The sequence below is a fragment of the Micrococcus flavus genome, assembly GCF_014204815.1.
GTDB lineage: Bacteria > Actinomycetota > Actinomycetes > Actinomycetales > Micrococcaceae > Micrococcus > Micrococcus flavus.
This window is the reverse complement of the sequence record NZ_JACHMC010000001.1, coordinates 270,098-285,768: the sequence shown is the minus strand read 5'-3', so window position 1 is coordinate 285,768 and position 15,671 is coordinate 270,098. Positions and strand designations below refer to the sequence as shown.

The window sequence follows — 15,671 nt, the reverse complement described above, 5'->3', positions numbered from 1 at the left end:
CGGCGGCGAGGGCGGCCAAGCGACGTGAAGGAGACAAAGGGAACATGACATGCCTATCCGTAGAGGGGGGAATAGGGGGGTGCAGCGTCAGGCACCCTGCGCCCGACGCTGCACCGCTCACCGCATCAGAGCTTGAAGTGCTGGAAGTAGAACTGCTGCCAGGGGGTGTAGAACGAGCCGCTGCGCAGCGTGACGACGTCGCAGCTGCGGTTCAGCATCTGACGCTTCCATGTTCCCTGTGCCCGCTTAGCGCCGATGGCGAGCTTTCCATCGTTCGTGTAGGTGCTGGGCACGGTCCAAGCACCGCTGACGGTATTCGTAGACGAGTAGCTGACTCCCACACGGGTCCCGACCTTGGCGGAGACGCCGGCGACAATGGCGCTCACATCGCCAGAGAGTTCGCCTGTGATGTCGCCGCTGACACCGAACGTGCGCCCGGTGGCGATAGTGAGCCTGACTCCGGGAGCCCCGGACACTGACGAGTAGGCAGAGTACGACTGCTTGAACGTGTTCGATGTCACGGTGGTGCTTGTCCAGTACTCCTCAGCACAGTACGCGTCCGGGGTAGCAGTCTCCCCTCCCACGGGCGCTCCCCTCCCACGGGCGCGGTCGCAGCCCCTGCTGCGGGAGCCACCGCTAGCGACGCCGCCATCACCGCACCGGTGGACGCCGCCATGATCCTCTTCTTGATGTCCATCCGCATGATCCGATCCCTTTCAAAGAACCGCCTGCGGGGGCCGCGGGTCGCGGTCTCGAGCCCCCCCCTCTCGAGTGAGATGATCTTCAGCGGGAGCCAGGCCATGTGTCAAGCACCACATTTTCATGCAGCGCCTCGGCCCAGCACAGACCGGGGACAGCACTCCGCCACCGACCTCACCTCCACCAATCGTGACCCCGCGCGTCGTCCGCAATCGGACCGTTTTTGACCGCTCCGCAGACCCCTCCGTAGGCTGGTCACCAGAATCACGAGTCCCCGTCATCACGGCCCTGGCCGGCGGGGCGGCAACCCTCTCACGCCGTAGCGGGGTGCTCCAGGTGAGGATTCGGCCCCCGGTGACCGCCGACGGGCAAGTACCGCGTCTCCGCGGACCCCGCCCGGGTCCGCGTGGAACACCGCGCACCGCGGAGCCGCGCAAGTCATCGGAAGAGGACTTCGCCATGACCGCCACCCTGACCCGCATCCCCGGCGCCGTGTGGAACACCGACGTCTCCAAGGACTCCCTGCGCTCCGGCCTCGCCGTCTTCCCCACGGGCGTCGTGGCCGTGAGCGGCCACGTGGACGGGCACCCGGAGGTGATGGTGTCCTCCTCCTTCGGCGTCGGCATCTCGTGGGAGCCCGCCCTCGTCTCCTTCTCCGCGCAGAACACGTCCCGCACATGGCCGCGTCTGCGCCGCGCGGAGACCATCGGCATCTCCCTGCTGGCCGAGGACCAGGCCCACCTGTGCCGGCAGCTCGCCTCCCGCGACGGCGACCGATTCGCCGGCGTGGACGTCCACGCCTCCCCCGCGGGCGCCCCGCTGCTGGAGGGCTCCTCCCTGTGGCTCGAGACCCGTCTCCACGCGGAGGTCCCCGCGGGCGACCACACCGTGGTGCTCCTCGAGGTCACCGGGTTCGCCGACCACACGGACGACTTCCCGCCGGCCACGCTCCACCGGAACCTCTTCCACGGCCTGCGAGGGCTCTGACCGCGGCCGCGGCACGTGAACAACGGATGAAATGACGACCCGTGGTCTTCGAGCGTCTCAGACTGTGCCATGATGGAGCCTGAAGTTGATCTAGCTGTACATCGCACTTCCGTGCTTGTCAGGTCCGGTTCCCGGTCCCGATGGGTGTGGGGCAAGCGGTTCAGTCTTGCCGCTTCATCCGCTGACACCCCGTCAGTGGTCCCCACCGCTCTCGCTCTGACGAGGGCACATCGAAAGGACACCATCATGGCTGTCGGTACCGTCAAGTGGTTCAACGCTGAGAAGGGCTTCGGCTTCATCGCCCCGGAGGACGGCTCCGCTGACGTCTTCGTGCACTTCTCCGCCATCACCGGCTCGGGCTTCAAGGAGCTCCAGGAGAACGACCGCGTGGAGTTCGAGACCCAGCAGGGCCCCAAGGGCCTGCAGGCCGCGGACGTCACCAAGATCTGATCAGCTTCCTCTGATCGTCCCGGGGCACTCCCCCGGATCCCCGACGGCCCCCGCCGCTCCCCACGGAGCGTCGGGGGCCGTCGTCGTCCCCGGGGACGCACCCGGGCCGCAGCATGTCCGCGCGGCACGCCTCAGGGACGACGCCGGTCCCGCACCACGCGCTCGACGCCCGAGACCGCGAGCACCCCGCACGCGCACCACACCGCGGCACCCGGGCCGAGCGGGGCGGCGACCAGGCCCGCGGCGGCCGGCAGGACCACCTGCCCCAGCCGGTTGCCCATGAGGCGCACGGCCAGCGCGGTGGACCGCCAGGACCGCGGCACCGCATCGCTGATGAGGGACATGGTCAGCGGCTGCCCCAGGCCCAGCGTGAGCCCGCCGACCACCATGGCCGCCCCGGCGAGCGGCAGCAGCCCCGGCCTCGCCACGGCCGAGGGCACCACGGCGAGGGCCGCAGCGGACACCAGCAGCGCGATCCGCAGCAGCAGCTCGCGGCTGAACCGTCGCCGCACCACCGGCAGCAGCGCGCGCGACACCAGCGAGCCCGCCCCGCGGAGGGCCAGGAGCACGCCCACCCAGCCGGCACCTACGCCGTGCCGCTCGCCGACGAGCGGCAGGAACGCGGTGAGGATGTCCAGGACGACCAGCAGGGCCAGGGAGGCGCCCATGGCCGAGCGCACCCCCGGCCGCGCCAGGATCGCCCCGGCGCGCGGGGTCCCGGCGCGGGACACCGCCGGACCGGCGTCGTTCGCGGAGGGCCTCGGGGGACGACGCCGGGCCTGCGGGGTGATCAGGACGGGCACGACGCCCGCGGCGGCGATCCCGACGGACCACCACAGGGCGGCGGCCGTGACCTCGGGCGCGGCGCCCCCGCCACCGGCCACGAGCCGGCCGCCCAGCAGCGGGCCGAGCATCTGGCCCACCGAGTAGGCGGCCGTGAACCAGCCGAACCCGGCGTCGAGGCGGGCGGCGGCGGCACGGCGGGCGATCGCGGCCTGGCCCGCGATCGTGAACGCCAGGTGCCCCAGGCCCAGCACCGCCGAGGCCGCCACCACGCCGGCCACGTTTCGGGCCAGGGCCAGCCCGGCCCCGCCGGCGGCCAACACGAGCGCCCCGGCCGCCACCACGGGCACGGCCGACGGCGCCCGGTCCGTCACCCGCCCCAGCCACAGGGCGCCCAGCAGCGGCAGCAGCGCGTAGGCCGCGGTGGCCAGGCCCACCGCCACATCCGAGGCGCCGAGGGCCAGCAGATGGTAGCTGGTGACCGGGCGGGCCAGGTTGAGGGCGGTCTGCGTGAGCACGGCGCCGGCCACCAGCGCCCACAGCCACGCCAGACCCCGGGGGCCCGCCGGGGACGCCGCTCCGTCTCCGCTGGTGCCGCCCGCGCTCATCCCGTGGACCCGGCCGCGGCGCGGTCCGTGTGCCGGCGCAGCAGGAGCACCGCCACGAGGGCGAGCGCGTACCCCGCCCCCACCGCCGCGAAGCCCAGGCGGAAGTCGCCGGTGGCGTCCCGCAGCAGGCCCATGACCAGCGGCCCGCACGCGAAGCCGGCGTACATGCCCATGGCGTTCACCCCCGTGGCCCGGCCCAGGTGCTCCGCCGGGACGGCGTCCATCAGGCCCGCGTTGATGACCACGTTGGCGCCCAGCACGGTGAGCCCGTGCACCGCGGCGCCCGCCCACAGCAGCGCCGGCACGTGGGCCAGGTCGGCGGCCAGGAACACCCCGACGCCGGCCAGGGCGCCCACGGCGATCCCCGCCAGCAGCGTGGTGGGCCGGTGCCCGGCGCTCATCCGGCGGCCCCACCAGATGCGGGAGAACACGCCGATCACCCCGGAGGCCGCGGCGGCCGCGCCGCCGGCCACGAGGGACAGGCCCAGGGACTCCACCGCGAACAGCGGCAGGTAGGTGTTGGTGGCCTGCATGCCCAGGCCGGTGAGGAACGCGATCGCAGCGAAGAACCAGACCGTGGGCGGCAGCGGGGCACGCGTCGACCCGGCGCGGTCCACGCCGCCCCGGGCAGCGGCGTCCCGGGCGGCCGCGCGGGCGCCGGACGAGCCGGGCAGCGGGGGCGCCGCGGCCACCGCCGCCGCCCACAGGACCGCCGCGAGGCCGGCGGCGGCCAGGGAGGCGGCCGTCCAGCCCAGGGCGAGCGCCGCCGCCGGGAAGAACAGGCCGGCCACCAGCTGGGACACCTGCACGCCGGACTGCTTCACGCCAATCCACCCGATGCGCCGGTCCGCCGGGACGGCCGTGCGGATGATCCGGTTGGTGGTGGGGTTGGAGATCGCCTGCGTCACGCCGGCCAGGACGGCCGCCGCGTACAGGGCCCCCAACGTGGAGGCGACGGCGCCCACCGTCAGGGCCGCGGCCGAGCCGCCGAAGATGATGCTCATCTGCACCCGGGAGGACAGGCGGTCCGCCGCCCGGCCCAGCCCCACGGAGGTCATGGCGGCCGAGGCGAACACCACCGTCAGCACGGTGCCCAGCTGGCCCGAGGTCACCCCGAGCCGGTCGATCACCACGGTGGAGGACATCGAGACGCCGTAGTTGAAGAGGGGGCCCACGCCCATGGCGGCCAGGAGCACCAGCAGCAGGGCGGTGCCGGGGGCGCGGGGCTCCCCCGCCGGGGCCGGCCGGACGGAGGGGGAGGCGGGGGGTGTCACGGGGACCAGGGTAGACCTCCGCCCCGCGTCGCTCAGGTGCGTGCGGCCGGCTCCTCCCACACGTGCGGCATCGGGGTGCGCGCGGACGGCAGGGCGATCCGCTCCCGCCACTCGTGCAGCCACGCGGGCAGCTCGGGCTCCACCGACATGTCATGCCCGAGGTCGACGCAGAGGGCTCGGAGGTCGTCGTTGGTCACGGGTGTGCCGTCCTTCGCACGCAGACGCCCGCAGACGATCGCGCGCACGGCCACGTCCCCGTCCACCACGGCGCGGTGCTCGATCCACATGGCCCGCTCGTCCAGGCCGAGGAGCCGGGTCTCCACGGAGAACGCGGTGCCGAGGGTCACGGACCGGCGGAACGCGATCTGCTCGGACTGCACCACGGGCAGCCAGCCGCGCTCACGGCACGCGTCCCACAGCCCGGTGCGGACCATGAGGTCGAACCGGCCGAGGTCGAACAGCCCGAAGTACTGGCCGTTGTTCACGTGCCCGGCGAAGTCCACGTCCGTGGGCAGGGCGCGCAGGGGCAGGGAGGCAGGGTCCCAGATCCCCAGGCGGGGGCGGCGTCGGGCGCGCGAGAGGACCAGCAGGGTACGGGGCAGCAGGTGCATGGCCCCACCCTGGCACGCGACCGGCGCGGACACCACCGTCCGCGCCGGTCTCCGGTCAGGGGCCGATCCGGCGGGCGGGCCCGCCCGGCGGCGTCAGAGCACGCCCTCGGTGAGGTGGTCCGGGGTGCCGAACCGGTGTGCGGTGATGGAGACGGCCTGCTCGTGGAGGAACGGCAGCAGCTCCACCTCGCCGGCGGAGACCACGGGCCCGGAGTACACGGCCAGGTCCGGTGTCCCGGCGACGGCCTGGTGCAGGGCGAGGAGCGCCGCGCGGGCGCCCTCCGGGTCCCCGGCCCAGTCGCTGATGAGGCGAACGCGGGCGTCGCCGCCCTCCGGCGCGCTCGGGGCCACGGCCGCCAGCTGGCGGGCCCTGGCGTGGAAGTGCTCCGCGTCCTCCACCACGACGTCGAGGCGCGCCCGGCGGCGCGGCCCGGCCGGGCCGGCGTCGGCGGGGCCGGCGTCGGCGGGGCCGCCGCCCTGGACGGTGCGCCGCAGCTCCTCGACCTGGCCGCGGACCGCCGCCGGGGACAGCGGCGTCTCCCCCGCGTGGGCGGCCTCCGGGGCGCCGGCGGTCTGCGCGGCGGGCCCCCCGGCGGCGTCCGGGGACAGGGACACCGTCAGGCGCGCCCCGGCGCGCAGGCCCGCCGAGACCACGCGCAGCAGGTGCTCGGCCGGGCCGGAGTCCCAGCGGACCAGGACCGGGGTCGGCCGGTGGCGCAGCACGTTGCGCTCCGCCTCGAGGGCGGAGATGTCCGTGTCCGGGCCGAACACGGTGGAGAAGGCCCGCTCGTCCAGCTTCTGGGCGGTCCGCAGCCACGAGGGGTCCACGCCGCCGGCCTGGCCGTCCACGACCTCGTGCGAGGAGGACTCGGGGCTGGTGATCCAGGTGGGGCGGTCCTCCCAGTCCACGAGCCCGTGCAGGTAGTGCGGTCCGCCGGCCTTGGTGGTGGGGCCCACCACGGAGCGCTTCCAGCCGCCGAACGGCTGGCGCCGGACGATCGCGCCGGTGATCCCACGGTTGACGTAGAGGTTGCCCGCGTGGACGGTCTCCAGCCAGCGGCCGATCTCGTCGGGGTCCAGGGAGTGCAGACCGGAGGTCAGGCCGTAGTCCACGGCGTTGACGATCTCCACGGCCTCGTCCAGGGTGTCCGCCGTCATGACGGCCAGCACGGGGCCGAAGTACTCGGTGAGGTGCGCGTCCGCGCCGGGCCGGACGCCCTCGCGGATGCCGGGGCTCCACAGGCGTCCGGTCTCGTCCAGCTGCTTCGGCTCCAGCGCCCAGCTCTCACCGGGGCCGAGCTCGGTGAGGCCGCGGCGCAGCTTGTCCCCGGGCTCCTCGATCACGGGCCCCATCTGCGCGCGGGCGTCCTCCGGCCACGCCACGTGCAGCGAGGCCGCGGCATCCAGCAGCTGCCGGCGGAACCGCTCCGAGGTGGCCACCGAGCCCACGAGCACCACGAGCGACGACGCCGAGCACTTCTGGCCCGCGTGGCCGAACGCGGAGGCCACCACGTCCTTCGTGGCCAGGTCCAGGTCCGCCGAGGGGGTGACGATCAGCGCGTTCTTGCCGGAGGTCTCCGCCAGCAGGTGCAGGTCCGGCCGCATGCCCTTGAACAGGCGCGCCGTGTCGTGCGCGCCGGTGAGGATCAGCCGGTCCACGGACGGGTGGGTCACCAGGGCGGTGCCGGCGGCCTCCTCGTCCTCGGAGCGCAGGGTCACCAGGCGCACGAGGCCCTCGGGGTCCACGTCCGCGAGCGCGGCCCCCGCCTCGAACAGGCCGGAGTCGCGCAGCCCGCGCACGATCAGCTCCCACACGACGGCGCCGGTGCGCTCGGACTGCGGGGCGGGCTTGAACACCACCGGGGATCCGGCGCCGAGCGCGGCGAGCACGCCGCCCACGGGGATGGCCACGGGGAAGTTCCACGGCGGGATCACCAGGGTCAGGCGCACCGGCACGGCGCGAGCGCCCTCCACGTGGTCCAGGCCGCGGGCCAGGCGCGCGTAGTAGTGGGCGAAGTCCACGGCCTCGGAGACCTCGGGGTCGCCCTGGTCGAGGGTCTTGCCCGTCTCGGCGGCGGCGACCTCCAGGAGGCGGCCGCGCTCGGCGTGCAGGGCCCGGCCGACGGCGTCGAGGGCGTCCGCGCGCTCCTCGCCGCTCAGACGGCCCCATGCGGCGCCGGCGCGCTCGGCGGCGTCCGCAGCGGCGTGGGCCTGCTCGGCGGTGGCGATCCGGTGCGCCGCCACCGTCTCCTCGCCGAGCGTGGAGCCCGGCACGGCGTCGAGGATGCGGCGGGCCCACGCGCGGTTGCCCGGCAGGGCCGGGTCCGTGTCCGGGGTGTTGGCGAACCCGTCCACGGGCGCGGGGGTGTCACCGTCCGCCCCCGCGGAGCGGTCCTGGGTGCGCGAGGGGGTGGGCACCGCGGCGTCCAGCCCGGCCAGTGACGCCCGGAAGCGGGCCTCCTCGCGATCGAACAGGTCCGGGTCCTCGTCGAGGTCGAACACGGCGGACATGAAGTTCTCGTGCGAGGCGCCCTCCTCGAGGCGGCGCACCAGGTACGAGATGGCCACGTCGAACTCCTCGGGGCGCACCACGGGGGTGTAGAGCAGCAGCGAGCCGACGTCCTTCTTCACGGCCTCGGCCTGGCCGGTGGCCATGCCCAGGAGCATCTCGAACTCGACCTCGGGCGGGGTGCCGCCGGCCTCGGCACGCCCGGCGGGCTGCTCGAGGGACAGTCCGCGGCGGCGCACCACGCCCAGGGCGAGGGCGACGTCGAACAGGTTGTGCCCCGCCACGCCCACGCGCACGTTCGCCACGTGCTCGGGAGTGAGGGCGTAGTTCAGCACGCGCTTGTAGTTGGTGTCCGCCTCCTGCTTGGAGCCGACGGTGGCCAGCGGCCAGCCCATGAGGGAGGACTGCATCCGCTCCATGGGCAGGTTGGCGCCCTTGACTACGCGCACCTTCACGGGGGCGCCGCCGGCGGCCACGCGGCGGGCCGCCCACTCCTGCAGGCGCACCATGGCCGCGAGCGCGTCCGGCAGGTACGCCTGGAGCACGATGCCGCCGCTGTAGTCCCGCAGCTCCTCGCGGTCCAGCAGCGCGATGAACACGTTCAGGGTGAGGTCGAGGTCGTGGTACTCCTCCATGTCCAGGTTGATGAAGGTGCGCTTCAGCCTCGCCAGCCGGTACAGCGGGAGGAGACGCTCGGTGACCTCCTCGACGGCCTCGTCGAACGCGTACGCGGCATGCGGGGCGGTGGCGGCGGAGACCTTCACGGACACGTAGTCCACGTCGTCCCGGCGGATCAGGTCGGCGATGCCCTCGAGGCGGCGGTCGGCCTCGCCCTGGCCGAGGATCGCCTCGCCGAGCAGGTTGATGTTCAGGTGGGTGCGCTCGTCCCGCAGCCGCTCGATCGCCGTGCCGAGCTGCTGCGGACGGGCGTCCACGATCAGGTGGGAGACCATCTCCCGCAGCACCCGACGCGCGGTGGGCACCGCGACCTTCGGGACCAGCGGGGAGATGCGGCCCCCGACGCCGAAGACGACCTTCAGCGCGGCGGGCAGGAACTGCGGGGACTGCCGGGCGAGCTCGCGCAGGGCGCGCGCGGCGATCGCCGGGTCCTCCGGGCGGACCACGTGGTCCACGAAGCGCACGATGAAGTCGAGGCCGCCGGGCTCCTTGAGGGCGGCGGCGAGCTGGGTCGCCGCGAAGTCGGCCTTGTGACCGCGCGCCTCGCGCAGCCACGTCCGCACCTGGGCCACGGCCTCGTCAGCGAGATCCTGGACGGGCGCGGGGTCGGGCACGCCGCCGGTGGCGGCGAGCAGACGGTCGAGGTCCTGGTGGTCCTGGGCGGAAAGCGGCTGGGTCATTCCCCCACTGTGCCGCCTGACGCCGTCCGAGCCCAATCTGCGGCCGTGCGGAGGCGGTGGACTGCCCGCCGGTCGGCGGTCCCGGAGCCCTAGAGTGGAGGTCCCCACGCCCCGCATCCGCCCCACCGACAGGACATCCCCGCCATGCCCGAGCCCGGCACCGCCCGGCCCCGTCCGCACGCCGCCGCCCCCTGGGCCGAGCCGGAGCGGATCTGGCTCGCGCTGCCCATGGCGCACCCCGTGCCGGGCGCGCTGGACGAGGCGCGGGACGCCGTCGCCGGGCTGGCCGAGTCCGCGTCGGCGGTCGGCGAGGTGGCCGTCCTGGTGGACCCCGAGGACCGGGGCGCGGCCCGCCTGCTGCCCCGCGCCGCCGAGCGGGTGCCCGCCCGTGTGCGCACACCGCTGCTCGGGCGGACCGGCCCCACGTTCGTGTCCGTGGGGGACGCGGTGGAGGCCGTCCACTGGCGCCTGCCCTCCCCCACCCAGGGCGGCCCGGAGGGCCGCGACGCCGAGGCCGGCGCCGTCGTCGCCCGCGCCGCGGGCCTGCCCCTCCACACCCCGCTGCTGGCCGCGCCGCCGGCCACGTGGGCCGCGGACGGGGAGGGGACGGCGGTCGCCTCCACCCTGCTCTTGGACCCGGTCCTCAACGACGGCTGGGGGCGGGACCAGGTGGAGGAGGCCCTCGCGGACCTGCTGGGGATCGAGCGCGTCCTGTGGCTGCCGGCGGCGGCCCATCGCGAGGCCGGGCCCCACGGCGGGCTGGCCCATCTGCACCCGTGGGTGCGGTTCACGGCCCCGGGCGCGGTCTCGGTGAACTGGCAGTCCGGCCGGCTGCACCCGGACCACGCGCCGGGGGCGGCCGCCGTGCACGTGCTCACCGGCGCTCACGACGCCCGCGGCCGCACGCTGCAGGTGCACACGGTGCCCCCGGCCGTGCCCGAGCCCGGCGCCGCGCCCGAGGGCACCGGGCCGCGCTCGCTGCTGGACACGGTGCGGCTGGGCGCCGCCCACGTGCTGCGCCCGGCCTTTGCGGACCCGGAGACGGACGCCCGCGCCGCGGCCGAGGCCGCCCGCCTGCACCCGGGACTGGAGCAGGTGCCGTTCCCCCAGCCGCCCGTGCTGCGCCTGCTCGGCGCGTTCAGCGACCTGCTGCTGTCCCAGCCGCGCCCGGCGTCCCCCGCTCCGGCTCCGGCGGCCTGACCCCGTCCACACGGGGGGACATCAGCGGCGAGGACGGACCGCCCTCCCGCTCGGCCTCCCGGGCGGCCAGGCGCACGCGCTCCTGTGCGGCGGTGTCCAGGGACACGGAGCCGGCGTCGGCGTCCTCGCCGGCGGCGTGGGATCCCACCACGTCCTTCGGGCGGCGCAGCAGCGCCAGCAGGGAGGACTGGCGGATCTCCATGCCCTTCAGGTCCGAGGCGATCAGCGAGTTGACCCACCGGGAGCCGGGGTCGGCGTCGATCAGGACCGCCTTCACCAGCAGCGTGCAGGGCAGGGCGAGGATGGCCCCGAGCGGGCCCAGCACCCACGCCCAGAACAGCAGGGACAGGAAGCTGACGGTGGGGACCACGCCCACCGCGTCCCCGGCGACCTTCGGCTGGATGATGGACTGGAGCACGAAGTTCAGCACGGAGTAGCTGACCACCACCCCCAGGAATGCGCCCCAGCCGCCCTCCATGAGCCCCAGCAGGGCCGGGGGGATCAGGCCGATCACGAAGCCGATGTTCGGGATGTAGTTGGTCAGGAAGCTCAGGACCCCCCACACGAGCACCATGGGCACGCCGATGGCCATGAGCGCCACCACGTCCAGGACCGCGACGATCAGGCCGAAGACGGTGGTGACGATCCAGTACCGGCGCACGCCGTGCGCGAAGTCCCGCAGCGCGCGGCCGAGCTCGTGGCGGGCGGTGTTGAGCAGGTCCACGCGGCGCTCCACGGCCATGGAGTCCATGGCGAGGAAGAACATGCCCATGATCACGGTGGCCAGCAGGCCCACCACGGCGTAGATGTTGGTGGCGATCGTGGTGAGGGCGGTGACCGCGGCCCCGGAGACGGCCTGCAGGTCGATCTGCGCCAGGCGCGAGTTGACCATGTCCGGGGTGACGCCCATGGTCCCCAGCCAGGCGACCACGTCCTGCACGATCCGCTCGAACTGGGCCGCGTACTCCGGCAGCGCGGTGATCAGCTCCAGCGCTGACCACAGCAGCATCCCGACGACGACGGCCAGCACCGAGCACACCAGCAGCACCGTGGCGGCGGCGCCGAGCACGGGGTGCACGCCGCGGCGGATCAGCCACGACTGCAGCGGGTACGCGACGATCACGAGGTTCAGGCCCAGAAACACGGGCGCGACGATCTGGGAGATCCCCTGGACGAACTGCACCACCACCACGAGGCCGGCCAGGGTCAGCACGATGACCAGCATGCGCGGCCACATGCGGTGGGGCCGGCGGATGTCCCAGTCGGAGACGGGGGCGGAGACGCCCCCGGAGGAGGAGGGACCGGCGTCGGCGGAGGATGCGGAGGCGCTCACGCGCAGGAGTCTACGGCCCGGCCCGGGACGCGATAGGCTCCCAGCACACACATCGACAGGGGAGCGCCGCCACGGCGCTGAGAGTGCGGTCCGCCGCAGACCCTCGAACCTGCTCCGGCTAGCACCGGCGAAGGAAGTCGAGACCTCCTCCCGGGGGCCCCGAGCCGGTGGCGCCCCGGCGCCGCCGCCGCGGAGACACCCCGGCCCCTCCCGCATCGCAGGAGGAAACCGCATGTCCCGTCCCGTCCGCATCCGCGCCGGCCTCGCCGCGCTGTCCCTGGCCGCGCTCGCCCTCACCGGCTGCTCCGTCTCCGCCCCGTCCGGCGGCTCCGCCCCGTCCGGCGGCGCGGGCTCGTCGCCCGCGGCGGGCGCCGCGTCCGGCTCCGGCTCCGGCTCGTCCGCCCCCGCCCAGGACAAGGGCACCGTCACGATCCTCACCCACGACTCGTTCGCCCTCCCCGACGATCTGATCGCCCGCTTCGAGCAGGAGTCCGGCTACACCCTGGTGACCACCGCGCCGGGGGACGCCGGCGCCGTCGTGAACCAGGTGCTCCTCTCGAAGGACGCCCCCGTGGCGGACGGCGTGTACGGCGTGGAGGACCACTCCGCGCACCGCCTCGTGGGCCAGGAGGCCGTGGCCCCCTTCACCCCCGCGGACCTGCCGGCCTCGGCGCAGGAGCTCGTGGTGGGGGACGCGATGACCCCCGTGGACCGCGGTCAGGTCTGCTTCAACACGGATCCGGCCTGGTTCGAGGAGAACGGCGTGGCCGAGCCCACGGACCTCGACCAGCTGCGCGAGCCGCAGTACGCGGAGCTCACCGCCGTGACCTCCCCCGTCACCTCCTCCCCCGGCCTGGCGCTGCTGGCCGCCACCACCGCCGAGTACGGCGAGGACGGCTGGCAGGGCTGGTGGCGGGACCTGCTCGAGGGCGGGGCGAAGGTGGACGCGTCCTGGTCGGACGCCTACGCCGTGGACTTCTCCGGCGGCGAGGGGAAGGGCGAGTTCCCGATCGTGCTGTCCTACTCCTCCTCCCCCGCGTTCGCCCCGGAGACGGCGGTCCTCGAGGACTCCTGCACCCCGCAGGTGGAGTACGCCGGCGTCCTGGCCGGGGCGAAGAACCCCGAGGGCGCGCAGGCGTTCGTGGAGTTCATGCTCACCGAGGACGTGCAGGCCGCGATCCCGGAGAACATGTACATGTACCCCGTGGACGACGCGGTCGCCCTGCCCGCCGAGTGGGAGCAGAACGCCCCGCTGGTCGAGGACCCCATCACCCCGGACCCGGCGGCGTTCGACGAGCGCCGCGAGGACCTCCTGAAGGAGTGGACCGCCCTCGCCGAGGAGGTCCAGGGCTCCTGATGCCCCTCGCCGCCCTCACGACGCCGGCCCGCCCGCCCCGCCGACGCCCCGCCGGGACCGGCGCGGGCGCCGGATGGCTGGCGGCCGGCGTCGTGCCCGTGGCGTTCCTGCTGGTGTTCTTCGCGTGGCCCGTGGCCGCGATGCTGTGGCGCGGGGTGGCGGGCGTGGACGTCGCCGGGGACCCCACGGGCGCGCTGGACCTGAGCGCGTTCGCGGAGGTCCTGGGTCGGGAGCGGACGTGGCGGATCCTCGGCCAGACCCTCGGGATGGCCGCCGCCGGCACCGCGGCCTCCGTGGCGCTCGGCCTGCCCGCCGCGTTCGTGCTGCACCGCCGCGCCTTCCCCGGCCGGACGCTGCTGCGGGCCGTGGTGCTCGTCCCCTTCGTGCTGCCCACCGTGGTGGTGGGCGTGGCGTTCCGGGCCCTGCTCGCCCCGGGTGGACCCTTCGGCTGGACGGGGCTGGACCAGACCACCGCCGCCGTCGTGCTGGCCATGGTGTTCTTCAACGTCTCCGTGGTGGTCCGCCAGGTGGGCGCCCTGTGGGCCGCGCTGGACCCCCGCCAGGCGGAGGCCGCCCGGACGCTGGGCGCCTCGCCCACCCGGGCCTTCCTGACCGTCACCCTGCCGCAGCTGGGGCCGGCGCTCGCGGGCGCGGCGGCGCTGGTGTTCCTGTTCTGCGCGTCGGCGTTCGGGATCGTGCAGACCCTCGGCCGGCCCGGGTACGGCACGCTCGAGTCCGAGATCTGGGTGCAGACCGCGGTGTACCTGGACCTGCGCACCGCCGCCGTGTTCTCCATCCTCCAGCTGGCCGTGGTGCTGGCGGCGGTGGCGCTGTCCGGGGTGACGGCGGCCCGCGCGCGCCGGGCGCTGCGGCTCGGCACCGCCCCGCTGCGGCCCCTGACCCGCACCGATGCGCTCCCGGCGGCCGCCACCGCGCTCACCGGCGCGCTGGTCCTCGCCCCACTGGCGGCGCTCGTGATCCGCTCCTTCCGGTCCCCGGAGGGCTGGGGGCTGCGCAACTACACGCTGCTGGCCACGAGCCCGGGCACCGGGTTCGCCGGCGGCGTCACCCCGCTCGAGGCCCTGGAGCAGTCCGCGCGCACGGCCCTGGACGCCACCGTGGTCACGCTCCTCGTGTCCGTGCCCCTGGCCCTGCTGCTCACCCGCCCGTTCCGCTCGCGCGCGGCCCGCGCCGTCCAGCGCGCCCTGGACGGGGCGCTGCTGCTGCCGCTGGGCGTGTCCGCGGTGACGGTGGGCTTCGGGTTCGTGGTGTCCCTGCGCGTGCAGGCCCCCGAGCTCGCGGCCTCCGGGGCGCTCGTGCCGATCGCCCAGGCCGTGGTGGCCGTGCCGCTGGCGGTGCGCGCGCTCGTGCCCGTGCTCGCCGCGGTGGACCCGCGCCTGCGGGAGGCCGCCCGCACCCTCGGCGCGGGTCCGGCGCGCGTGCTGGCCACGGTGGACGGGCCGTTCCTGCTGCGCGGGGTGGGCCTGGCGGCCGGGTTCGCGTTCGCCGTGTCCCTCGGGGAGTTCGGCGCCACGAGCTTCCTGGCCGCCGCGGACCGGCCCACGCTGCCCGTGCTCATCGCGCGCCTGCTGGGCCGGCCCGGCGCGGACAACTACGGCATGGCGCTGGCCGCCGCCACGGTGCTGGCCGTGCTCAGCGCCGGCGTCATGCTGGCCTGTGAGCGGCTGCGCCCGCGCGAGGCCGGATCGGGAGGGATCTGATGGAGCCGACCACCCCGGGGCACCGCACCGCCCACCACGACGACGACGCGCCCCGCCCCGGCGCCGCCTTGCGCCTGCGCGGGGTCGCCGTGGCCTACCCGGACGGCTCGGTGCCCGTGACCCGTGCGGACCTGGACGTGGCCCCGGGCGAGATCGTGGCGCTCGTGGGCGCCTCCGGCTCGGGCAAGTCCACCGTGCTGCGCGGGATCGCGGGGCTGGAGGACGTGGTGGCCGGGACGGCGGAGATCGACGGCACGGAGGTGTCCGGCGCCGCGGGGGGCCGGCCCGTGCCCGTCCACCGCCGCGGCGTGGGACTCGTGTTCCAGGACGGGCAGCTGTTCCCGCACCGCACGGTGGCCCGCAACGTGGCCTACGGGCTCGAGGCCGCCGGGTGGGACCGGGTCCGCCGCCGCGCGCGCGTGGCCGAGCTGCTGGAGCTTGTGGGCCTGACGGAGCTCGCGGGCCGCCCCGTGCGGACGCTCTCCGGCGGCCAGGCCCAGCGCGTGGCCCTGGCCCGCTCGCTCGCCCCCGCCCCGCGCGTGCTCCTGCTGGACGAGCCCCTCTCCGCCCTCGACGCCGACCTGCGCGCCCGCCTGGCCCGCCAGATCCGGGCGGCGCTGCGGGCGGAGGGGACGAGCGCCGTCGTGGTCACCCACGACGCCGACGAGGCCGCCGTCATGGCGGACCGGACCGTGCGGATGGGCGAGGGCGGCGTACTCCACGGGATCGCCGGCCCGGACGCCCCAGCTGAAGCGGCAGGCGGGGCCGGGTAGCCTGCCCT

Annotated in this window: 11 protein-coding genes and 2 riboswitches; of the genes, 6 read left to right on the top strand and 5 right to left on the bottom strand. The window is 75.2% G+C overall.

Annotated features, from left to right (window positions below):
• Positions 1–961 precede the first annotated feature (961 nt).
• Positions 962–1,080, top strand: a riboswitch (SAM riboswitch).
• A gap of 78 nt (positions 1,081–1,158) precedes the next feature.
• Together BJ976_RS01395 and BJ976_RS01390 are read left to right on the top strand one after the other, a co-directional pair.
• On the top strand, positions 1,159–1,686 hold the full coding sequence (locus BJ976_RS01395) for a flavin reductase family protein (protein WP_135029248.1): 528 nt from the start codon (positions 1,159–1,161) through the stop codon (positions 1,684–1,686).
• Between the two features lie 246 nt (positions 1,687–1,932).
• Entirely contained in the window at positions 1,933–2,136 is a 204-nt protein-coding gene (locus tag BJ976_RS01390) for a cold-shock protein (protein ID WP_135029249.1), read from the top strand.
• Positions 2,137–2,267: 131 nt separating this feature from the next.
• Here the strand turns inward: BJ976_RS01390 and BJ976_RS01385 are convergent, their stop codons facing one another.
• The 4 genes from BJ976_RS01385 to BJ976_RS01370 form a co-directional block, all read right to left on the bottom strand.
• Positions 2,268–3,527, bottom strand: coding sequence for an MFS transporter (locus BJ976_RS01385; RefSeq protein WP_135029251.1), 1,260 nt, complete (start codon positions 3,525–3,527; stop codon positions 2,268–2,270).
• On the bottom strand, positions 3,524–4,801 hold the full coding sequence (locus tag BJ976_RS01380; RefSeq protein ID WP_229667276.1) for an MFS transporter: 1,278 nt from the start codon (positions 4,799–4,801) through the stop codon (positions 3,524–3,526). Before BJ976_RS01380 ends, BJ976_RS01385 begins: the two co-directional genes overlap by 4 nt.
• Before the next feature lie 32 nt (positions 4,802–4,833).
• Positions 4,834–5,412: an acyl-CoA thioesterase gene (locus BJ976_RS01375; RefSeq protein WP_135029253.1), complete on the bottom strand. Its 579-nt coding sequence runs from the start codon at positions 5,410–5,412 to the stop codon at positions 4,834–4,836.
• A gap of 93 nt (positions 5,413–5,505) precedes the next feature.
• Positions 5,506–9,279, bottom strand: coding sequence for a bifunctional proline dehydrogenase/L-glutamate gamma-semialdehyde dehydrogenase (locus BJ976_RS01370; protein ID WP_135029255.1), 3,774 nt, complete (start codon positions 9,277–9,279; stop codon positions 5,506–5,508).
• A 144-nt stretch (positions 9,280–9,423) separates the two neighbouring features.
• On the opposite strand from BJ976_RS01370, the gene BJ976_RS01365 reads away from it, so the two are divergent.
• Positions 9,424–10,479: an agmatine deiminase family protein gene (locus tag BJ976_RS01365; protein WP_135029257.1), complete on the top strand. Its 1,056-nt coding sequence runs from the start codon at positions 9,424–9,426 to the stop codon at positions 10,477–10,479.
• Here the strand turns inward: BJ976_RS01365 and BJ976_RS01360 are convergent.
• Complete coding sequence (locus BJ976_RS01360; protein WP_229667274.1) at positions 10,418–11,812, bottom strand: AI-2E family transporter; 1,395 nt, start codon at positions 11,810–11,812, stop codon at positions 10,418–10,420. The genes BJ976_RS01365 and BJ976_RS01360 overlap by 62 nt on opposite strands.
• Before the next feature lie 47 nt (positions 11,813–11,859).
• A riboswitch (TPP riboswitch) is annotated at positions 11,860–11,965 on the top strand.
• A gap of 79 nt (positions 11,966–12,044) precedes the next feature.
• On the opposite strand from BJ976_RS01360, the gene BJ976_RS01355 reads away from it, so the two are divergent.
• The 3 genes from BJ976_RS01355 to BJ976_RS01345 are packed head-to-tail and all read left to right on the top strand — an operon-like array spanning position 12,045 to position 15,663.
• Positions 12,045–13,169 carry a thiamine ABC transporter substrate-binding protein gene (locus BJ976_RS01355; protein ID WP_135029259.1) on the top strand — a complete coding sequence of 375 codons (1,125 nt, stop codon included), beginning with the start codon at positions 12,045–12,047 and terminating at the stop codon, positions 13,167–13,169.
• Entirely contained in the window at positions 13,169–14,890 is a 1,722-nt protein-coding gene (locus tag BJ976_RS01350; RefSeq protein WP_135029261.1) for an ABC transporter permease, read from the top strand. Before BJ976_RS01355 ends, BJ976_RS01350 begins: the two co-directional genes overlap by 1 nt.
• Entirely contained in the window at positions 14,890–15,663 is a 774-nt protein-coding gene (locus BJ976_RS01345) for an ABC transporter ATP-binding protein (protein ID WP_135029263.1), read from the top strand. Before BJ976_RS01350 ends, BJ976_RS01345 begins: the two co-directional genes overlap by 1 nt.
• Positions 15,664–15,671: the final 8 nt, after the last annotated feature.